Annotated in this window: 14 protein-coding genes; 3 read left to right on the top strand and 11 right to left on the bottom strand. The window is 39.4% G+C overall.

All coding sequences use genetic code 11. The annotated features are described in order from the left end of the window. Window positions 1-3366 (bottom strand): mucin-binding protein (locus ACQRDX_RS07185; protein ID WP_427895624.1); only part of this gene is annotated, 3366 nt, incomplete at its 3' end. A 783-nt stretch (window positions 3367-4149) separates the two neighbouring features. Here ACQRDX_RS07185 and mnmE point away from each other — a divergent pair. Next, window positions 4150-5523, top strand: a complete 1374-nt coding sequence (mnmE, locus tag ACQRDX_RS07180; protein WP_427895626.1) for a tRNA uridine-5-carboxymethylaminomethyl(34) synthesis GTPase MnmE — start codon at window positions 4150-4152, stop codon at window positions 5521-5523. A gap of 25 nt (window positions 5524-5548) precedes the next feature. Here mnmE and ACQRDX_RS07175 read toward each other — a convergent pair whose 3' ends face one another. The 9 genes from ACQRDX_RS07175 to ACQRDX_RS07135 all read right to left on the bottom strand — a co-directional run bounded on the left by ACQRDX_RS07175 (window position 5549) and on the right by ACQRDX_RS07135 (window position 12568). Next, entirely contained in the window at window positions 5549-5806 is a 258-nt protein-coding gene (locus ACQRDX_RS07175) for a hypothetical protein (protein WP_354369574.1), read from the bottom strand. Beyond that, a complete protein-coding gene (locus ACQRDX_RS07170; RefSeq protein WP_427895628.1) occupies window positions 5799-6074 on the bottom strand; it encodes a DUF6290 family protein in 276 nt (91 codons plus the stop codon). Before ACQRDX_RS07170 ends, ACQRDX_RS07175 begins: the two co-directional genes overlap by 8 nt. A gap of 110 nt (window positions 6075-6184) precedes the next feature. Beyond that, window positions 6185-7594, bottom strand: a complete 1410-nt coding sequence (gene pepV, locus ACQRDX_RS07165) for a dipeptidase PepV (RefSeq protein ID WP_427895630.1) — start codon at window positions 7592-7594, stop codon at window positions 6185-6187. Then, window positions 7584-8012 (bottom strand): ACT domain-containing protein, encoded by a 429-nt coding sequence (locus ACQRDX_RS07160; protein WP_427895632.1) that lies wholly within the window; start codon window positions 8010-8012, stop codon window positions 7584-7586. The genes pepV and ACQRDX_RS07160 overlap by 11 nt, the downstream gene beginning before the upstream one ends. Then, window positions 8012-8614: a nitroreductase family protein gene (locus tag ACQRDX_RS07155; RefSeq protein WP_427895634.1), complete on the bottom strand. Its 603-nt coding sequence runs from the start codon at window positions 8612-8614 to the stop codon at window positions 8012-8014. Before ACQRDX_RS07155 ends, ACQRDX_RS07160 begins: the two co-directional genes overlap by 1 nt. Before the next feature lie 58 nt (window positions 8615-8672). Then, window positions 8673-10463, bottom strand: a complete 1791-nt coding sequence (gene uvrC, locus ACQRDX_RS07150) for an excinuclease ABC subunit UvrC (RefSeq protein ID WP_354369566.1) — start codon at window positions 10461-10463, stop codon at window positions 8673-8675. Between the two features lie 58 nt (window positions 10464-10521). After that, a complete protein-coding gene (locus tag ACQRDX_RS07145; RefSeq protein WP_427895636.1) occupies window positions 10522-11733 on the bottom strand; it encodes an Mbeg1-like protein in 1212 nt (403 codons plus the stop codon). A 10-nt stretch (window positions 11734-11743) separates the two neighbouring features. Next, a complete protein-coding gene (locus ACQRDX_RS07140) occupies window positions 11744-12211 on the bottom strand; it encodes a GNAT family N-acetyltransferase (protein ID WP_427895638.1) in 468 nt (155 codons plus the stop codon). A gap of 54 nt (window positions 12212-12265) precedes the next feature. Continuing rightward, on the bottom strand, window positions 12266-12568 hold the full coding sequence (locus ACQRDX_RS07135) for a nucleotide pyrophosphohydrolase (protein WP_354369560.1): 303 nt from the start codon (window positions 12566-12568) through the stop codon (window positions 12266-12268). A gap of 109 nt (window positions 12569-12677) precedes the next feature. Here ACQRDX_RS07135 and ACQRDX_RS07130 point away from each other — a divergent pair, with 109 nt between their 5' ends. After that, window positions 12678-13373: a response regulator transcription factor gene (locus ACQRDX_RS07130; RefSeq protein WP_427895641.1), complete on the top strand. Its 696-nt coding sequence runs from the start codon at window positions 12678-12680 to the stop codon at window positions 13371-13373. Continuing rightward, entirely contained in the window at window positions 13370-14818 is a 1449-nt protein-coding gene (locus ACQRDX_RS07125; protein ID WP_427895643.1) for a sensor histidine kinase, read from the top strand. Before ACQRDX_RS07130 ends, ACQRDX_RS07125 begins: the two co-directional genes overlap by 4 nt. 166 nt (window positions 14819-14984) lie before the next feature. Here ACQRDX_RS07125 and ACQRDX_RS07120 read toward each other — a convergent pair whose 3' ends face one another. Next, a complete protein-coding gene (locus ACQRDX_RS07120; RefSeq protein ID WP_427895645.1) occupies window positions 14985-22277 on the bottom strand; it encodes a MucBP domain-containing protein in 7293 nt (2430 codons plus the stop codon). Window positions 22278-22322 lie beyond the last annotated feature (45 nt).

The raw sequence follows: 22322 nt of genomic DNA, 5'->3' as shown, positions 1-22322 counted from the left end.
TGTTAACTCTGTAATACGAGCTACTGTGCTGTAGTTGATTGGCTCACCTGACTTACCGGTCACCTCATCAATAGTTCCTAGCTGTTGACCACCTTCATCTTGGTAGGTGATGGTAGCTTTTTGAGCGTCTTTGACATATCTAACGATAACTTCGGTGTCTGGATCAGTTGCCGGAACATCCTGAACAGCTTCGACAATTAGCTTATCTGCTTCATAGCCATCAATGACGGGAGAAACAACTTCATTAAAATCATTGTCAGCTGATGTCCATGGGGTATACGCAAGAGCGCCTGTAACGACATTTACCTTAGCAGTGCGAGTAAATGTCAATGTTTCTTCAACTGTCGGTCTTGCCTCTGATCCGTTTTCGTATTGGTACTTGATTGTACGTTTTACTGTTTCGTTTAAGTCTGTTGCTTTTACTCCGTCTGGATATTTAGGTCCAGTTGGATTAGTTGGGTCTATCGGAGTATTTGGCTCTTTAGGAGCATCAGGTGTTACCGTCTTAATTCTTTCGCGTAAGATAATTTTATAAACTTGACTTGGTGCTACAAGTCCAACTCCATCCTCAATGCTATCGAAGTAAGTCGTTTTATTAGAAAAACCATCACTAATTACTTCGTACCCTTTATCTATATAGGTCTGTAGTATATCAAGCGTAATACGTTTTGAAATAATAGTTCCTTTTTCACCTTGTTCCCTTATGGTATGAGACAACTTATCAGGACCAGCTACATTCCCCGTTTCAACATCCACTGGTCTTAAATAGATCTCCATTAATGCTTTTGCTGCTTTTTCATAGACATAGGTTAATTCTTTTACGGTATCTCTTTCGACAACACCTGTTTCAGCATCGATTTTTACGATTCTTCTAAGCTCATTAGGATCTTCGGTAACTGGCCTTAGAGTAGAAGTTGATGGATCAATACGCCTTAAATAATACTGATCTATCGCAGCACCATCACCCGTAGTTACACTGGAATGCTTGTAGTTTCTTGTATCGTATTGTTCACCCGTTGCTCCATGTCCAACAAGGGTTGCACTACGTTTAAGAGTCTCTCCTTTATCATTCACATAGTGAATAATAACACTACCCTTTTCAGCATAGTAATAAGTCACGTGCTGTTCATTCGCAACATTGTCATTGACCATACGCATTTGAACACCACCGAAACCAAAAGGTTTACCGTCTTTTCCTTTTAGTGTTACCGCTTGGTGTTCTGGAATAAAGAAATTACCTTCAGAGAAGTTTTCTCCATTTCTAGCAAAATTATTAGTTTCCCCTGTAATAACATTTGTCTTTGTATGAGGATTAGTTTTGTAACTTTCAAATTGATGTTTTGAAGTGTAACTATAACTACCTTCTAACGTATTTACTTTGCCAGGAACAATTTCTTCAGATGTAAAGAACTTAATAAAGTTTTCTGATGTAAGGTCTGCTTCCGTAATATTTGTTTTTCTATCAAGCGCTAATCTATTTGGTCCATCTGGATTTAACAGATAAATGTGCACTCTATGAGTACCGTCTTTTCTAGTAACTTCCAAGACACGCACCAAATTGTGCGTCATGATACTTTGAATCGTTTTTGCTCCGACTTTGTAATCTGCTGCCAAATCACCCTTTAGAACAGTCGGCACATCTTCGGAAATTAGCTCATATTTATCAAAATCTAGAGCTCCTGCAATAGTATAACTATCTCCAGTTAACGCTCCTTTTTGGATATAGGTAGCTAGCGTTTCTTCTGCTCTCTTGTCTGTAGCTTTTACGACATATTTCGTTTCTTGAGTCGTACGAACCGGAACCAAAACATTAAAAATATTCAGTTCTGTCCCAACAGATTCTGGACTAACCTTATCATAAATGACTGTGTTGACATTACCACCATGAGGGTTGTTGATTTTTAAGTTTTTGCTTGTAGAATTACTCGGATCTGGAGTAAATTGAAACTCATATGTATAACTATCTTTCTCATATTGAGCTAGCGTAGCAAATTTACCTGTAGAACCTTGGTCAATCTCTATCGATTCTAAAATTTTATTATTCTGTCCCTTATCTACCAAATCAGCATAAACTTTGTTTACATCACCCTCCTTAGCAATTGAAAATTGGAAGAAATAGTCTTTGTTATATTTTTTATTAAAAGTCGTTGTCTTATTAGGATCTGATTGCGAATCTAAGCTTAACACCATAAAGACTTCTCGCCCTGATGGAACAGCTGTTTTATACGCATCTGGAACCAAATTATCGGTTTCGGTTACACTTGCATCCCCAGCTGCCTTGTCAAAATTTGCACCGACCGTTTCAGCCTCATCAGGAACTTTCCATTCAGTAGTTACATAAGAAGCTGTAGTGGCACTTCTTGTAGCATTTTCCATAGCTCTAAAGCCACTTGTTCCTTCGGAATCACCACCCATCTCTGTTTTAGTTTCAATTAAAGGATTATCCTTCTCATCTTTTTTACGGGTCACAGCAAATGAAAGAATGTTTGTTTTATTTTCTTCGACAACTTTGGTTATCGTATCCATTTGATCATCTGCTAAACGATAACCCAAATACAATTTATCCACGGTAACGGTTACTTCAACTTTAGCGACTTCATCACTTGTTGTTACAGAAGCATAACTTACCTGACCAAGTTTTTTCTCCTCTCCAGTATCAACATCTCTCTGAACAACTTTATAGGGGATGTTCACCACACGTTCTACAGCAGGTTCAGATACCGCTTCTAAACTATTAGCAGGCTGTGATAAACCCACACTTTCCACCTTTTTAGAAGGCTCACTGTATGATACATCCGTTATCTCTTGATTATCTTTAGCATCACTTTGACTATTTGGACCTGATGTCACTATTTCTGTCTCTGAATCAGAAATTAATTCTTTATCCAAAATAGCTTCTTTAGCTGTTTCTACAGTATCGTGAACTAAAGTCTCTTCGACAGGAGCTACTACGTCACCCTCTTTATTCTCTATAGATTGTTCCTTGGCATGCTCCACTATCTCCTCTTGATAAGCCGATAAACTAGACTGAACAGTACTAGAATGAACAGTACTAGACTGAGATACAGAAACTTCACTGACCAAAGGCTCATTCCATAGTTCTGAGGTTGAAGTAGGACTGACTATATTTTCTTCTAAAAGAGAACTGCTAGTAGTATCTTGCAAGGAAGAACTATCTCCTACACTAACAACCACCTCCTGTGTAGAAGATACTGTAGAGAGCTCATCTGCGGACACACCACTTACCCCTGCACCTAATATCAAAGATATCCCTAAAAGAACACTAGCTGCACCAAAATGAAATTTCCTTATCGAAAACCGTTGTTTTCTAATATACCAATCAAAACTTTTCGTACATTTTTTCATAACAGACTCCTTTCTACTTTATATAACATGTGAATATAACAAAGCTATAATTGTTTACGCTTACATTTTAACATTTGGTTGTCGCTTTTTCAATTTTCTAAAGATAATTATGACTTGATATGCTTATCATTAGTGTTTTCTCATTTTGTGGTTTTTATTGAAATAAAAAAATAGTCTATTCATATGTTATTGCTTATAGTTATAATGTAAACTAAGCAGACACCTAAGGATTGCCAAGTAATCAAACGTAAGAAATTTTTAGAAAAACTCCTCCCATCGTCATCGCTACTTTCCAAGGTGATTCTCCAGGATTTAAAAAGAAAATTGTCCAGTTCCCGCTAGCCATACCATATTAGAAATATTAAAGAAAATCACTAGTCCCCAAAAAATCAACAGTCAGTTAGGACAGTTCCATTAGATAATGGTACAATAGAACTGCTACAAGATTATAAAGCCCACCATTGTAAAGAAAATGATTTTAACCAACTCTTTTCAGAGAATACTCACGCCTACTTAAACAGGCAATTAAAATCACTCGTCGGTCGTTCTGTCCCTATCCACTTATTAAGACATATATCCGTTAGTTACTTTCTAACCAACAGCATCGAGGTCTTGGCCATATCAAAACTAACTGGACATAAAGACCCGACTATTACACTCAATACCTATTCGCACCTATTAAAAAAGAGGTCGCTGATTTCGACACAATCAAAATGCTTTTTTGAAAAATTTGGAGCGAATTTGGGGCGAAACCTTGTAAATACACTATATAAAAGGACTAAAATGATTACAAAAGAATTTGATACTATCGCTGCTATTGCAACACCTCTTGGGGAAGGGGCTATTGGGATGATTCGGCTATCTGGCTCAGATGCCTTTAGTATTGCTAATGCCATTTTTAAAGGGAAAAATCTAGAGAAGGTCGCAAGCCATACACTAAATTATGGTCATATTGTAGATCCCAAAAACCAGAAAATTTTAGATGAGGTCATGCTGGGGGTGATGAAAGCTCCTAAGACCTTCACACGAGAAGATGTGATTGAAATCAATACACATGGAGGCATAGCGGTTACAAATGAGATCCTTCAATTAGTCATCCGAGAAGGAGCTAGGCTAGCAGAACCTGGTGAGTTTACTAAACGCGCTTTTTTAAATGGTCGTGTCGATCTCACGCAAGCTGAAGCCATTATGGACTTGATTCGTGCAAAAACAGATAAAGCCATGTCTGTTGCTGTCAAGCAATTAGATGGTTCCTTATCAGAACTCATCAATAATACCCGTCAAGAAATCTTAAATACCTTGGCTCAAGTAGAGGTTAATATTGATTACCCAGAGTATGATGATGTTGAAGAGATGACTACTGCTTTGATGAGAGAAAAAACACAAGAATTTGAGGCACTTTTAACACGATTGCTAAAAACTGCCAAACGTGGAAAAATTTTGCGCGAAGGACTATCTACTGCTATTATTGGACGCCCAAATGTCGGAAAATCAAGCCTTCTAAATAATCTCTTGAGAGAAGATAAGGCTATTGTGACAGATATCGAAGGAACAACGCGTGATGTCATTGAAGAATACGTTAATATCAATGGAGTGCCACTAAAATTGATTGATACTGCTGGTATTAGAGAAACAGATGATATCGTCGAACAAATTGGGGTAGAACGTTCTAGAAAAGCTCTCGAGGAAGCTGATCTGGTACTTCTAGTACTCAATGCCTCAGAAAAGCTAACCTCCCAGGATAGAGAATTGATTAAAATCAGCCAAAATACTAACAGAATCATTCTCCTTAACAAAACCGATCTACCAGAGCAAATTGAGAGCCAAGAATTGCCAAATGATGCTATTCGTATCTCTGTTTTAACCAATCAAAATATTGATCAAATTGAAGAGCGGATTAAGCAACTTTTCTTTGAAAACGCTGAGATTGTAGAACAAGATGCCACCTATCTTTCTAATACACGTCATATCAGTTTAATCGAACAAGCTGTAGAAAGCTTACAGGCTGTTAATCAAGGACTCGAGATGGGAATGCCAGTTGATCTACTTCAGGTTGACCTCACTCGAACATGGCAAATACTAGGGGAAATCACAGGTGATGCCGCACCTGATGAACTTATTACCCAACTCTTCAGCCAATTCTGTTTAGGAAAATAGCCCCTATCAAAAAAACATTCCAACATCACGCGATGTTGGAATGTTTTTGTATGATATCTAAAATGACTAATCTATCCGACTGCCACTCTGCTAAAATCATTGACCCTGAAAAATCAAAATAACAAAACTCGTACAAACTTCCCTCTACACGCTTCCCCATCAACTTAGGATTAGGGTGATTGCCAAGTTGTTCTTCTAGCCAAAACAATAAATCTTCTTGACAGTCTTTTGGCAAAGAATGGTATGACTTATAAGAACGATAGGAAAACATGACCTTACACATATCTTTTCTCCTTCAACAAATGTGACAAGGAAAATAACACAGGAGCTTGATCATGAGCTTTTTTTGCCTTCAAACTCTTATAAAGGGCTAACTCATTTTCTGCTTGTTCCATGATGACTTGCTTGGCAAATTGAGCTAATGTCATCTGATTTAAAGTCGCTAATTCTTGTAATAAGGCTTTTTCATCATGGGTTAGAGTGATAGACACAAAACCTTTTTCCTCTCTCAATTGTTCATAGCCTTCAATTTTTTTACGAATACTTAGCATCCTAATCTCCTTTCATCCTATCTATTCGTAAAGAGACTGGAAAAATGGAGTAATCATTTAAAATTGTTGATTTTTCTGTCTAGAACAAGATTAATTTTGAAGGGATTACCTTATTTAATCAATTCGTAAATAGCTTCTGCATAAATTGCAGCGGAGCGGAAAATATTGTCTAATGGCATGTACTCATTAGCTTGGTGCATGGTATTTTCATCTCCTGGGAACATGGCACCAAAGGCAACCCCACGCTCTAAAAGACGCCCAAAAGTACCGCCACCAATAATCTGTTCATATCCTTTAAGACCCGTTTGTTTTTCATATACAGATAAGAGTGTCTTCACCAACTCGTCATCCATAGAGGTATAGTGTGGTGTATGCTCGTGCTCAGACCAACTAACCTTCGTGATGCCTTCTAACTGCTCAAGACCTGCTTTGATGGTCTCCTTGTCTGTACCTTTAGGATAACGGAAGTTCAGTGCAATGGTATTATCTTGACTAGTCTCATCAAAGCTAAAGACACCAGCATTCATACTGAGTGCTCCCATACGCTCATCGGTGTAGGCGACACCAAGTTTCTCTCCTGAAAAATCCTGATGTAAAACAGTCGCCGCAATGTCAATAAAGGCCTTAGCACTTCCTTCAAACGCATAAGGTGACAAGAATTTCGCTAAATAAGTTGCCCCGTTGATTCCCTCTTCTGGTGTTGAACCGTGTGCAGATTTTCCAATAATGGTCACAATCACCTTTTGTCCTGAACTTTCTACTGTACCAGAAACTTCTGGATGTTCCGCTAAGAATGTTTCTAAATCTGCAGACAAGGTAGCTGAATCAATCTGACCTGATAGCTCTGCTCTTGCTGACTCTGGTACCATGTTTTCGCGTAAGCCACCTGTGAAACGATGCAAGGTAACTGCTCCGCTATTTTCTCCAGAAAAATGAAGGTATTCCGTAATGTTTCCTTTTTCACCATTGATGATTGGAAATTCTGCATCTGGGGAGAAGCCAAAATCAGGATCTTTAAGGCCATTGTGGGCAAAGTAATAATCCATATCTGCCCAACCTGACTCTTCATCAGTCCCTACGATAAAGCGAACTTTTTTAGAGACTGGCAGACCAAGTTCTTTGATAATCTTTAAACCATAGTAACAAGCCATTGTCGGTCCTTTATCATCACTTGATCCACGCGCATAAAGTTTGCCATCCTTGATGACTGGTTGATAAGGATCTGTCTCCCAGCCTGAACCTGCTGGCACAACATCTAAGTGGGCAAAGATGCCAAGAACTTCGTCTCCTTCACCAAACTCAAAATCTCCAGCATAATTATCAATATTACGCGTCTGATAACCATCACGCTCTGCCATCGCTAAAAAATGCTCCAAGGCACGAACAGGACCTGGTCCAAAGGGATGCTTGGCATCGGCTTGACTATCATCACGCTCTGAGTTAATTTCCAAAAGGCTAATCAAATCAGCCATCAAGTCATCTTTACGTTTTTCTACTTCTACTTTAAAATCAATTGTCATTTTTCTCTAAACTCTCTTTCTGTGCTACTTCTTGTAATGCTTTTAATGTTCTCATCGCCAAGTCCGCTTGATCATATGACACTAAGATATGATCATGGTAATTACCAGCTACCACATTGCAACTTAGACCAACTTCTCCTAATGCGCTTGCAAAGGCGGCTGTTAAACCCACCGCAGCTAAATCAGAGTGAACATTTAGCGTAATCCAAGCTGATCTAAACTGAGCCTCTAAGCCATAGGCCTGTGCAACTTTTTCTGTGACAAGAACTGACAAACCTTCCTCTTCCTTAATACTCGCCTCAATCAAGTCAAAAGGAAGTTGTGACGTGGCGGTCAAGGTAGCAAACACAAAGACCTCTTCTTTTAAAACAGGCTCCATGCTTGCCAAAAGCTGATTTAAATCTTTGATAGCTACCACTACCTTACCTCCATAATGTCATCTACAGGTAAACGATAAGTTGGCTCAGCTTTTTCATCACTATACCCCACTGTCACCAAGACTTCTGGTCGAAAACGATGATCAATCTCTAACACTTCATTGACTTTTGTCTTATCAAATCCAAGAAAAATATTTGAAGCTAAACCTTGATCGGTCAGCGCTAAAACCAAATTCATCGTCACCAAACCAATATTTAAAGCTAGATAGTCGCTTGTGACTTGCGGGCTAAACTGCTGAAACATAGAGGGGTAGGCTTGCATATAGCGACTCAAGGCATCATCAGACAAAATTTTAACCCCATTTCGAGCAATTTTACGTGATCGTTTTGGAAGGTCTGTGTCGCTAAAAATGGCAATAACATATTGTGCTTCCTGAGCTTGATCTTTATTGCCACCATACATCACTTCTGCTAATTGCTGTTTTCTCTCTTTTACAACCACAAACTTCCATGGTTGGATATTATGAGCAGAAGGTGCTAACGTAGCAATTTCAATCGCTGTACGAACATCCTTAATATCAACCGCTTGATCCGTAAAATGTTTTATGGCATGACGTTTTTTATTGAGTTCTAAAAATTTCATGATGAAACCTCTCTAATTCTATCAGATGGGTCTATTCTACCATTTTTTGAAAGAGTTTTCAGTCATTAGACTGATTTTCTTCTTGCAATTTCTCCAATACAGCCTGGGCCACAACCTTAGGAATTCCTACAGTTATAATATCCTCTAGACTAGCTTCTTGGATTGCTTTTAAGCTTTTAAAATGCTTTAGTAAATTTTGTTTACGCTTAGGACCAAGGCCTGCAATACCATCCAACTTAGATGAAAAGGAATTTTTACTCCTCAATTGACGATGGAAGGTAATCGCAAAACGGTGGACCTCATCTTGAATCCGATGCAAAAGGAAGAACTCTTGAGAATTACGAGGCAAATCAATGGCCTCTAAAGGTTCTCCAAATAGCAATTCGTGCGTTTGGTGCTTATCATTTTTTTGAAGACCTGCAATTGGAATATCTAAGCCTAGCTCCTCTTGAATGACTGATTTTGCAATATTGACCTGACCTTGACCGCCATCAATAATAATCAGATCTGGCGGAACTAACCCATCGCGTATGACACGGCTATAGCGTCGTCTGATCACTTCACGCATGGAGGCGTAGTCATCAGGTCCCACAACTGTTTTAATTTTATATTTACGATAGTCTTTTTTGCTGGGTTTACCATCAATAAAGACCACCATAGCTGATACAGGACTGGTTCCCATAATATTTGAGTTGTCAAAAGCTTCAATACGAACAGGAGTTGGAATATTTAGTAATTCCCCTAGATTTTCAACAGCCCCTTTTGTTTTTTCTAAGTCTTTCTCTAAAAGATCAAACTTCTGTTGTAGGCTAACACGCGCATTTTTAGTGGCTAAATTCACTAATTGCTTTTTTTCCCCTTTTTGAGGTTTAATGACCTTGGTATCAACCAAGGCTTTCACTAATACCTCATCAATATCTTGAGGAATAAACACCTCTTTTGGCATCAAGTGCTTACTATCACGATAAAATTGCCCAAGATAAGTTAAAAAATCTTCTTCAGGATCATTATAATAGGGAAATAGGTTAACATCTCGTTGAATCAACTTCCCTTGCCTGACAAAAAAGACTTGCACACACATCCAACCTTTATCAACAGCATAACCAAAGATATCGCGATCCATCAAATCATGGGCCATCACCCTTTGCTTAGTACGCAGGGTCTGAATGGCCTTGAGTAAATCACGGTATTCTGCTGCCTTTTCAAATTCCATGCTAGTCGCAAAAGTCTTCATTCGCTCTTGCATATGGGCAATTAACTTGTCATCTTTCCCACTCAGAAATTGCTTAACATCTTCCGTTAGCCCCTCAAAATAGCCTGGTGGATTCTGGCAGACTGTGTGGGCGTTACACTGTCCAATATGATAATAAAAACAAACCTTTGAAGGAGGATTGGTGCATTTTTTAAAAGGAAAGAGGCGGTCTAGGAGCCTTTTAATTTCATTAGCTGCTCCAACATCTGGGTACGGTCCAAAATAATGACCCCCATCCTTTTTGATGGTACGCGTAATCAACAAACGAGGGTATGTTTCGTTTGTAATTTTAATAAAGGGATAGGATTTGTCATCTTTTAACTTGATATTATATTTAGGCATATTTTCCTGAATTAAGTTAATTTCAAGTAAGAGAGCCTCAATATTTGACTCGGTGACAATAAACTCAAAATCCACAATCTCAGATACTAACATCTCTGTCTTGGTATCATGACTGCCTCTAAAATACGAACGAACACGATTTCTTAAGTTTTTGGCCTTACCAACATAGATAATGGTGCCATTTTTATCCTTATGGAGATAACACCCTGGATTATTGGGTAATAATTCTAGTTTATGTTTAATCAAATCATTCATATGTTTATTATATCAGAGATAAGAAAAGAGAGTAAAAAGAAAATTCTCTCCAGAAGCATTAGGAATCTGATTTCTTTTCACTCTCAGACTGACTTTTATCTACGTCTTTTTCCAGTCTTAACAAAGGAAAGCGGGGAAAAGTGATAGGTAAGTTAAAAGCTGGCCGATCTTGCCTTATTTTTTCTTGCCACTCCCTAGCATACAAGGTTAACAAGAGGTTAGCTGACCTCACTAAAACCTCTCGGCGTTTCGGGTCTAGATTACTATTAGCTGACAATAACTTAGAAAATGTCGTTCGTCCATCTTGTAAAAAGTCATTTAAGCTATCTACCCCAGCATCCAAGAAGAAGTCAAATACCGTATCCACCAATAACTTCAATTCTTGGCGACTAAGCGTCTGATTCCACTCTTTAAAAATCTTCTCACAAATCAAACTCATCTCTGTTGCTTGTTCTGCTGTCTGAAAGACATCTCCTTCAATCTCCCATGTTTCAACAGCGTGTTGTGAGATCCCTCTTGCTTGGCTCTCGATGATTTTACATTCAACATCAGACTCCATCAAAATTCCCACTAAAGATTCTTTCGGACGAAGAGCAATAATCTTAGAACGAATAGCTTGATAGGATGGACTGCTTAGCATCTCCTTATGCAGTCCTGGGGCATCTAGCATATAAATTAGGCTAATTTTATCCTGTAAATCGTGTGAAACACTAGCTCCCGCATAAACCGCTAAGTTTCCACCTTTTGAATGGCCAGAAAGAATCACCCTACCTGACAATAAAGGTAAAACCATTTGCAAGTAGGCTTTTGCTGAACGTTGAGCTGGAATTTCTCTCATATAGGTCATCTGAAAGTCTTCTTTCCAACCAATAATCGAATCATCCGTCCCACGATAAACAACCTGATCATGATGGATTTCTGGAAGAGAAAATACCATCGCCGCAAACTGCTTTTCATATTCATGGCTGATGTCATTCGTATAGTGTGAAAGACTTAAACTTATAAAACGTTTTGCCTGACACACCTCAAGCAAAAGCCCCAATCTAGCCTTGGTCGCCAAAAAATCTGGAACAATCGCCTCAATCTTCTGACGATGCTCTTGATAGATTTGACTGAGAATAATCGGTTGACTAAAATTCAAATCTAAAGCATCTCCTTGCTCAAAGGGAAGATAGCCCAACTCATTCATAATAGCAATATCCACCTCTGTCAGGGGCAATTCATTAAATGTTTTTCCGCCATTCTCTTTGAGGTAATCAATATAATTCACATGTTAGCTCCTAATCTAAAATTTGCTCCATAACCGTCATCTGAGGAATTAAACCAAGACGTTCGTAAAAACGTAAAGCTCCTTGATTGGCATTCCAAACGTCCAAAGTTACATTATAACACCCAATTTCTCTTGCATAAGCTAAAGCATATTGATAGAGCTGCTCCCCGATTTTTTGACCTCGAGCAGTTTCATCCACACACAGATCATCAATGAATAAGGTCTTGATAGACTCTTTTGCAAGTCCGCCATGCTCTTGAATAATGGTAAAAAGATGCCCTAATACACGATTTTCTTCATCTACAAATACAAAAACAGGTTTTTGATCATCCTCTAAAAGCTCCTCTAACTCCTGTCGGCTGAACTTACTCCCCACTGGTTTAAATAAATCTGGGCGAGCAAGATGGTGAACATAAAGAACCTGTCCTAATAAATTTTCAAGTGCAGAAATATCCTCACGGCTAGCACGCTTAATCATTCTAGCAAACCTCCAAAATATTTTTTTCTATTATATCTTTTTTTAAAACTCCCATCAAGATTGTTTTCCTTGCTCTGGTAGAGGGTATTTGATGGCATTTTTGACTAATTTTTCTCGAATGATAGTTTCGACATCTAACCCCAACTTCTCTGTCAGCAAGAAAGTATAGATGAGGACATCGGCAATTTCTTCTTTGACGTTGACTTCATCTGCCAAATCTTCTCCCCATTGGTAGTTTTCTAATAATTCCGATGCTTCAATCACAATGGAGCTCGCCAAATTACGTGGCGTATGTGCCTCCCCCCAGCCTCTTGCATCACGAAAAGACAAAATTTCTTCAATAATTTCCTTGGTCATCACTTTACTCCTTGTTTTTCTTCCTATTATACTACAAGAATAATCCTTTGACTTGACAAAGGTAATCATTTAGCATTTAATGGAATAAATTAATAAAAAGCGAGAACTTATGAACCAATTAATTTATGTTGCAGATGATGAAAAAAATATTCGCCAGCTCATCGAAAATTTCTTATTAGATGCAGGGTTTAGAGTATTGAGTTTTGAAACTGGGGACGCTTTATTACAACGTTTTAATCAAGAACCAGCTGATCTTGTCATATCCGACGTCATGATGCCTGGAATTGACGGCTTTAGTCTAGTAGCGCAACTCCGCAAGCAATCCGATATCCCTATCATCCTTCTCACAGCTAGAGATAGCGATGCTGATTACATGACAGGTTTTACTATGGGAGCAGATGATTACTTTACCAAACCATTTTCTCCTGTTGCACTGACCCTAAAAGTAAAAGCTACCTTAAACCGACTTGAAAAAACACCTCCCCCATCACAACAAGAAATGAGTATTGGTGATTTACATCTTTCTCTTGATCAGAGAACTGCCTTTTATAATCAGCAAGAACTCAGCTTAACCAACACTGAATTTCAACTGTTGCAGTTTTTAATGGAGAATGCCGAAAAAGCTCTATCCCGAGAAGAGTTATTAGAAAAGGTATGGGGATACGATAGCGATGTCGAAACACGCGTCACTGATGACACCATCAAACGATTACGAAAAAAACTACGGGCAGTTGATAGTCATGTTTTTATTGAAACCGTTTGGGGATTTGGATTTAAACTAGTTGAAAAAAAGGAGACAAAATGAAAACGTTTTTTAATCCTAAACTTAAAACCAGTTTATTTCTCATCCCATTAACGAGCTTGGTCCTTGCTTTTACTCTAATCTTCTTGGTCTTCAACCTTACTATCCGCCAATACATTGAGACCAGTACAGCTTCGGCAATTTCTCAACAATTTGATACGTTAGATCAACTTTATCAAAGTACGAGTACAAGCCAGCAACTAGATACCTCCAATCAAAATCAAGCCATCTTTTCAACCCAATACCTGATCACAACTGATGATTTTGAAGAAGAGTATTCCTCAATCTCATCTAATGATAGTAAGCAAAAAAAAGTTTCTAAAGAGCTCTTAAAATTTCTCTCTAACGAAGAAGATGATATTGAGCATCAACTAGAAGCTGAGAAGGGAATTATTGTGACGATAGATGGGAGTAGTTACTATCTTAAAGCTAAAGAATATTGGGGGGCTATTTCAGACTACTATGTCACTGACTCAAAAGATGATGATGATGATGACGATGATGCTAGTCATCTTGCATTAGTTTATACCAATATTACACCCATCCAAGATTTTCTAAACTTAATCAATAACCTGTTACTTGGACTAATGGTGCTAACCGGTGGATTAGCCTTTGTATTGATTTTTTTGACCGCTAAAAAAATTGATACTGCCTTTCAAAATCTGAGAGACTTCATCTTAAAAGTTGGACGTCGTGAAAAAACAGATAACATATCAAAACTAGCTTATCAAGAATTTAATCAAGTAGCAGATACCGTTCAAGAAATGTCCAACATGATTGAACAAAGTCAAGCTAGCCAGCGCTATTTTTTCCAAAATTCCTCACATGAGCTTAGAACTCCACTTATGTCTATTCAAGGATATGCCGAAGCTATCAAAGAAGGTATCGGGACTAATCCTAAAGAATCTGCTCAAATTATCCTAGATGAGAGTCAGCGAATGACAAAATTGGTGGATGACATCTTACTTTTATCAAAATTAGAAGGAAGACAAAGTCAACTTCATATTGAGGAAATCAATACCAAGGAACTCATTTTGGATTGTTCTTGGCGTTTAAAAAGTTTAGCTGAAGAACGGTCATTAAACTTTGTTCATAAGTTGGAAGATTATCTTTTCATTCAAGGAGATGAAGAAAAATTAGAGCGTGCCATCACCAATATCTTATCTAATGCTATCCGATACGCACGGTCAACTATCACTATTTGTAGTCTTGAAATCGATGATTGTTTTCAAATTATCATCAAAAATGATGGCCCGCAAATTCCAGAAAAGGATATAGAACACATATTTGATAGATTTTATAAAGGACAAGATGGTCAGCATGGCATTGGACTAGCTATCACTAAAGAAATCATATCAATTCATGGCGGTGATATTACAGTCTCATCTACATCAGAGCAAACTGTCTTTACCTTGATACTCCCTAAAACTCCACTAGCTGACAGGTGAGTGACATAGTAAATACCAGGAGAAAAAGATTTAACATACTTCAAATTAAACTAAATAAACTTTTTAATTTCTAAATTTCACCCCAATTTCATAATCAAAAACACTCTAAAAGTTAACCTTTAGAGTGTTTTTTTATTGCCTATTTTTGGAATTAACATTAACCGTCTTAACGGCGACGTTTCGTTGCAAGTCCAAGTGATGCAAGGATCATGCTTACTCCCATTGCTGTAACTGCTGCTGAGTTATCTTCGCCTGTTTTTGGAAGAGTTTCTGCAGCATAAGCTATTTTAGCTGGTGTTTCTGATCTAACAGTAACATCTGGCTGAACTGGAGCTTTTGGATCAACAGGAGTAACTGGTGTTACTGGATCTGTTGGATCTTCTGGGGTAACTGGGGCAGTTGGGTCAACAGGAGTAACAACTTTACGGTAGATGTGAGTTGTGTTACCATTCTCATCTGTAATTGTCTTACCTGTGAACTCATAACCTGGGATGGAGGTACCTTTGTTTGGTGTTGTACCTTCTTCTTGCGGTGCAATTGGGTTACCTGCTTCGTCAACATGGTTTGTTACAACCTTAGTTACCTTACGGTAGATGTGTGTAGTATTGCCATCTTCATCCGTAACTGTCTTACCTGTGAACTCATAACCTGGGATTGACTTGTTAGGGGTTGTACCTTCTTCTTGCGGTGCAATTGCGTTACCTGCTTCGTCAACATGGTTTGTTACAATCTTCTTAGCAGGTATTTCTACTTTACGGTAAACATATGTTACTTCAGTAGTCTTACCACCTACAACAGTACCAGTTTCTGAACCTTCCACACGAACAAGCTCATAAGTTGTACCATCTTCTGTAGTGATAGTGTTTAGCTTGTTATCAGTTGTGTCATAAGACTTGCCTGCTGGAGCATCTGTTTCGTCTTGAACAGGTACCTTAATTACTATACCATCTTCAGTCACATAGTTCACCATAACGTTACCATTTTGAACATAAGGGATTGGTGTGTCGGTACCTGACTCATCTGGCATCGGTGGTACATATCCCTTACTTGGATTTGTTGGATCAACCGGTTTCAATGGTTCATTGGTCTTAGGATCTACTGGTGTGTAGCCTGGAACATGTGGAATGGATGGAACTTCACCATCTGGGTAAGGTGTTGTTGGATCAATTGGCTTATCTGGGTTAGCTGGATCGAATGGATAAGGAACAACTGGGTTAACTGGAGTTGGATTCTCTGGTGTTACAGGAATTTGTGGGATCCAGTTAGCAACTTTCTTATACACATAAGTGATTTCAGTTGTCTTACCACCTTCAACTGTACCTGTTTCAGAACCAACTGTCTTAGATGGGATCAAGACATAACGAACACCGTCTTTCACGATTTCAGCTGGCTTATCGCCTTCATCAGTCGTATCGTACTTGGTACCTGTTACAACAGCATCCTCATCAAGAACTGGATCTTTTAGAACATTAGATTCGTTACCAGATTCAACGTAACGGATAACAACTGAACCTGTCTTCACATCTGGAGTTGGAGCAACAACAGTTACCTTACGGTAGATGTGAGTTGTGTTACCATCGGCATCCGTTACAGTTTTACCTGTGAACTCATATCTTGGGATTGACTTGTTAGGTGTTGTACCCTCTTCTTGCGGTGCAATTGGGTTACCTACTTCGTCAACGTGGTTTGTTACAACCTTCTTAGCAGGTGTTTCTACTTTACTGTAAACATATGTTACTTCAGTAGTATTACCACCTTCAACTGTACCTGTTTCAGAACCAACTGTCTTAGATGGGATCAAGACATAACGTGAACCATCTTCTGTAACAATCTCAGCTGGCTTGTTATCAGTTGTGTCATAAGACTTGCCTGCTGGAGCATCTGTTTCGTCTTGAACAGGTGCCTTAATGACTGTACCATCTTCAGTCACGTAGTTCACCACAACGTTACCATTTTGAACATAAGGGATTGGTGTGTCGATACCTGACTCGTCTGGAGTTGGTGGCACATAACCCTTGCTTGGATCTGTTGGATCAACTGGTTTCAATGGTTCATTGGTCTTAGGATCTACTGGTGTGTAGCCTGGAACATGTGGAATGGATGGAACTTCACCATCTGGGTAAGGTGTTGTTGGATCAATTGGCTTATCTGGGTTAGTTGGATCGAATGGATAAGGAACAACTGGGTTAACTGGAGTTGGATTCTCTGGTGTTACAGGAATTCGTGGGATCCAGTTAGCAACTTTCTTATACACATAAGTGATTTCAGTTGTCTTACCACCTTCAACTGTACCTGTTTCAGAACCAACTGTCTTAGATGGGATCAAGACATAACGTGAACCATCTTCTGTAACAATCTCAGCTGGCTTGTTGTCAGTTGTGTCATAAGACTTGCCTGCTGGAGCATCTGTTTCGTCTTTAACAGGTGTCTTAATTACTGTACCATCTTCGGTCACGTAGTTCACTACAACGTTACCATTTTGAACGTAAGGGATTGGTGTGTCATCGCCAGTTTCGTCTGGAGTTGGTGGCACATAACCCTTGCTTGGGTCTGTTGGATCAACTGGTTTCAATGGTTCGTTGGTCTTAGGATCTACTGGTGTATATCCTGGAACATGTGGAATGGATGGAACTTCACCACCTGGGTAAGGGGTTGTTGGATCAATTGGCTTGTCTGGGTTAGTTGGATCAAATGGGTAAGGGATTACTGGGTTAACTGGAGTTGGATTCTCTGGTGTTGCAGGAATTTGTGGAATCCAGTTAGCGACTTTCTGGTACTTGTAGGTTACTACAGTTGTACCTTCAGCAACTTCACCTGTTTCAGTAACTGGGTTACCATTTGGATCTACAGCAGTTGTCTTAGATGGAACCAATACATAACGAACGCCGTCTTTCACGATTTCAGCTGGCTTGTCGCCTTCGTCAGTCGTATCGTACTTAGTACCTGTTACAACTGCGTTCTCATCAAGAACTGGATCTTTCAGAACGTTTGATTCGTTACCTGCTTCAACATAACGGATAACAACTGAACCTGTCTTCACGTCTGGAGTTGGAGCAACAACCTTACGGTAAACATATGTTACAACCGTTTCACCTTCTACAACCTTACCTGTTTCTGAACCTTTTGTAAGAACTGGAACAAGCTCGTACGTAGTACCATCTTCTGTTGTGATAGTAGTTGGTTTGTTATCAGTTGTATCGTAAGCTGTACCTGTTGAGCTAGATGGAGTATCTGTTACAGGAGCTTTGATAACGTTACCTTCTGTATCGATGTAGTTAACAACAACTGAACCTTTCACTTCTTCGTAAACATAAGTAATTTGTTTATCTTCACCAGAGGTTACTGTTCCATTTTCTTCACCAGTCGTCAAGTTTGGAACAAGTTTATATGTCTTACCATCTTCTGTTGTGATAGTGGTTGGCTTGTTGTCCTCAGTTGAATATGTCTGACCTGGTTCTGCATTCTCTTCGTCCTTAACTGGAGATTTGATTACTGTACCGTCTGTAGTTACATAGTTAACTGTTACTGAACCTGCTGGCTCGTAGACGTATTGAACAGTTGTTGTACCTTCAACAACAGTACCTTTCTCAGCAGCTGAAGTGTCTTTCACTTCTTTGTAGAAGTAAGTTACACCATCTTTTGTGATTGTTGATGGTTTGAAATCAAATGTTTCATAGACAGTTCCAGTTGTTATTTCTGGTGTATCTACAACATCTGTTGCGATTTTCTCACCCGCAATATTGTAGTACTCAACCACAACATTACCAGTCTTAGCTGCAGGAGTTTCAACTTTACGGTAAACATAAGTTACTTCAGTAGTCTTACCAGATTCAACTTCACCATTTTCAGTACCGATAGTTGCACTTGGAACCAATTCGTAGGTTGTGCCATCTTCAGTAGTGATTGTAGTTGGCTTGTTATCTGTTGTGTTGTACGCAGTTCCTGGTTGAGCATTGGTTTCATCAGCTACAGGGCTTGCGATGACAGTGCCATCTTCTGCGATGTAGTTCACCACTACGTTACCTGCTTTTTCATACACATACTGAACCGTTGTCGTTGTTTCTGCTACTTTACCAGTTGTTGGGGCAGACGTGTCTTTCACTTCTTTGTAGTAGTAAACTGTTCCCTCAGCAGTTGTGATGGTTGCTGGACGGTTGTCTTCGTCTGTGTTGTAGACTGTACCGACAGACTTATCATCTTCGTCAACGACAGTTGTCGCAATCACTTCACCATCTGTATTGTAGTACTCAACCACAACATCCGACTTCACTTCTTCATAGATGTAAGTGACTTCGAGTGTAGTATCTGATTCAACATCACCTGTTTCGTTACCAATGGTTGCACTTGGAACCAGACGATAGACTTTACCATCAGTTGTAGTGATGGCGTCTGGTTTATTGTCTGTTGTATCGTAATCATAACCAGGTGCTTGGTTTGTTTCGTCGTTTACAGGTGCCTTAATCACTGTACCGTCTGCGAGTGTGTAGTTAACTACAATGTTACCTGCTGGCTCGTAAACGTAAGTGATAGCTGTCGTACCTTCTACAACTTTACCTGTTTCAGAAGCGGAGTTAGCCCCTACTTCTTTGTAGTAGTAAACTGTACCTGTTGCATCTTCAACGATTTTCTCTGGTTTGTGATCTGTTGTATCATATGCAGTACCTGTTGAAGTTGTCTTCGTATCTACAACTTGTGATGCGATGACGTCGCCATCGGTATTGACGTAGTTAACGACAACGTCACCCTTAACTTCTTCGTAAACATAAGTGACTTGTGTTACACCTGGAACAACTGTACCTATTTCATTACCAACTGTAAGTGTTGGAACGAGGCGGTATGATTTACCATCTGCAGTTGTAATTTCAGTTGGTTTGACATCTCTTGTGTCGTAGGCTGTACCTGTTGAAGTTTCTGGTGTGTCTGTAACAGGCGCTTGAAGAACTGTGCCGTCAGTTGTGACATAGTTAACCACAACTGAACCTTTGACTTCTTTGTAGACGTAAGTAACTTCTGTTGTTTTACCTGCTTCTACGGTACCTTCTTCAGTACCGATTGTCGCTGTTGGAATCAACTCGTAAGCCTTACCGTCTTCAGTTGTGATTGTAGTTGGCTTGTTATCTGTTGTGTTGTACTCAGTTCCTGGTTGAGCATTGGTTTCATCAGCTACAGGGATTGCGATGACAGTGCCATCTTCTGCAATGTAGTTCACCACTACGTTACCTGCTTTTTCATACACATACTGAACCGTTGTCGTTGTTTCTGCTACTTTACCAGTTGTTGGTGCAGACGTGTCTTTTACTTCTTTGTAGTAGTAAATTGTGCCATCTGCTGTTGTGATTGTTTCTGGACGGTTGTCTTCGTCTGTGTTGTAGACTGTACCGACAGACTTATCATCTTCGTCAACTACAGTTGTCGCAATCACTTCACCATCTGTATTGTAGTACTCAACCACAACATCGCTCAATACTTCTGTGTAGACATAGGTGACTTCAAGTGTCTTACCTGCTTCTACAGTACCTGTTTCAGCAGCTGAATCTACTTGCACTTCTTTCAACTGATACACTTTACCGTCCGCTGCGGTGATTGTTAATGGTTTATTATCCTCTGAAGTCGAGTAAGTAGCACCTGGTTTCCCATTTTCAACATCCATTACCGAATCTTTTAATACAGTGGCTGACGCATCATCTAGAATATAATTAACCTTAACATGGCCTGCTTTTTGATAAAGGTACGTGACTTCGGTTACTCCTGGAGCAACTTTACCGGTCTCTGGTGCTGAACCTGTTTTAAGCTCCGTACCCGTTGGCAAGATATAATAAACATCCCCTGTTGTATCTACTACAATTTTTTCTGGTTTATGATCAGTTGTTGAATAGTCTGATCCCGTATCTCCATCATTGGTATCAACAACTTGAGGTGCTAGGGTCGTTCCATCAGTCGTCTCATAATTGACGATGACATCCCCCTTCACAAGTTCATAGTAATAAGTAACTTCTGTCGTACCCTCTACTACTTTACCAGTTTCTGCACCTTCAACGGCCTTTGGAATACGTTTATAAACTTTACCATCAGTCGTTGTAATCGTTTCTTTTATTTGGTCCCTAGTATCATAAGGCTGACCAACTGGCGTATCACGTTCATCACTCACTGATGGACTAATCTCAGTACCATCCACGGTCTTATAGTTTACCGTCACATTACCTTTGACTAACTCGTAGACATAAGTAACGATTTTCTCACCTTCTGCAACCGTACCTGTCTCATCTGCTGATCCTGTTTGAATCTCTTTATAACGGTACAATTTCCCATCAGCTGTTGTAATTGTCGTTGGTTTATGATCCGTTGTTGTATAAGGTGTCCCAAGTGATGATTCTGGAGTATCTTCAACCGTATCAGCAACTGTTTTATTGTCCTCAGTTAAACCGGAAATAGGATTGCCATCCTCATCTACATATTTAACCGTTACTTTACCTAAAACTTCTTGATAGACATAGGTAACGGTTTTAGCACCAACACCGACCTCACCAGTTGTTGGCTCTATACCATCCGTTTTGCTCGTATCAGCATGACTGATAAGGTTACCGTCATCTCCTACGGTTCCAACAGGATAGTTACCAGACGCAACCAGACGATAAACACGCTCACCTACTGTAATCTCTGACTGACGTTTATCAGCGGTATCGTAAGGTGTCCATGTCTCTGTTGAATCGGGGCTGTCGATAGCCGTGTCAGCAATGGTATTGCCATTAATATCAACATAAGCAACTAAGACCGAACCATAAGTCTTTTTAATTTGAACGGTTGAACGGTAACCTTCTAAAAAGTTTGTTGAACCATTAACTGCAATAGCCGTTGTTGTTGTAATACTTGAACCACTACGTGCATCAGCTGGCGTTGTTAAACCATACTCAAAGCTAACCATGCTACCTGTTTTTAAAATAACACCAGGATCTGACACCAGCTTGATGGCTGTGACTTTACTATAATCATCGACAACATCTGTCCAACCTGTAAGGTTTGCACCAGATTCATTTGAATCTTGCTCATCTGTTGTGTAGTAAACTGTCCAACCTGTCGGTGCCGTAATTGGTCCTGTTAGGGTTGGAGTAAACTGACTACCTCGTGATTTAGAACCATCAAAAATTTCATCCTGACTATTTGACAATACTGTGATTACTGTCATATCAGAATAGTTTGTTCCTACAGTATTGTTTTGAATAGAAGCTTTAATGGAAACCGTATCGCCTGCTTCAACTCCTGTGGTATCAAAGCTATAGCCACCCGTATATTTGGATTGGTCATAAACAAAGAGTGCCTTAGGAGAAATCCCTTTGATAGTACCGCTGACACCGATAATTGATGTCTCACCAGCTGTATCACCTAAATCTTGATCACCATCCAAGTCCAAGGCATCTTCCCCACCTGAGCGAACAAAGTTACTTAAACTATCAAAAGCCAACCCATAATAAACATTGGTCGTCTTAGTTTCTGTTGGAGAGCCATA

Source organism: Streptococcus sp. SGI.013 (genome assembly GCF_050315295.1).
GTDB classification, from domain to species: Bacteria; Bacillota; Bacilli; order Lactobacillales; family Streptococcaceae; genus Streptococcus; species Streptococcus porcorum.
The sequence above is the reverse complement of the archived record's forward strand: the minus strand, read 5'-3'. Positions and strand labels throughout refer to the sequence as shown.

Bases quoted from the DNA above. Each gene is read 5' to 3' on its own strand.
- mnmE (WP_427895626.1), top strand. From the start codon at position 4,150: ATGATTACAAAAGAATTTGATACTATCGCTGCTATTGCAACACCTCTT.
- ACQRDX_RS07175 (WP_354369574.1), bottom strand. From the start codon at position 5,806: ATGTGTAAGGTCATGTTTTCCTATCGTTCTTATAAGTCATACCATTCT.
- ACQRDX_RS07170 (WP_427895628.1), bottom strand. From the start codon at position 6,074: ATGCTAAGTATTCGTAAAAAAATTGAAGGCTATGAACAATTGAGAGAG.
- pepV (WP_427895630.1), bottom strand. From the start codon at position 7,594: ATGACAATTGATTTTAAAGTAGAAGTAGAAAAACGTAAAGATGACTTG.
- ACQRDX_RS07155 (WP_427895634.1), bottom strand. From the start codon at position 8,614: ATGAAATTTTTAGAACTCAATAAAAAACGTCATGCCATAAAACATTTT.
- uvrC (WP_354369566.1), bottom strand. From the start codon at position 10,463: ATGAATGATTTGATTAAACATAAACTAGAATTATTACCCAATAATCCA.
- ACQRDX_RS07140 (WP_427895638.1), bottom strand. From the start codon at position 12,211: ATGATTAAGCGTGCTAGCCGTGAGGATATTTCTGCACTTGAAAATTTA.
- ACQRDX_RS07135 (WP_354369560.1), bottom strand. From the start codon at position 12,568: ATGACCAAGGAAATTATTGAAGAAATTTTGTCTTTTCGTGATGCAAGA.
- ACQRDX_RS07130 (WP_427895641.1), top strand. From the start codon at position 12,678: ATGAACCAATTAATTTATGTTGCAGATGATGAAAAAAATATTCGCCAG.
- ACQRDX_RS07125 (WP_427895643.1), top strand. From the start codon at position 13,370: ATGAAAACGTTTTTTAATCCTAAACTTAAAACCAGTTTATTTCTCATC.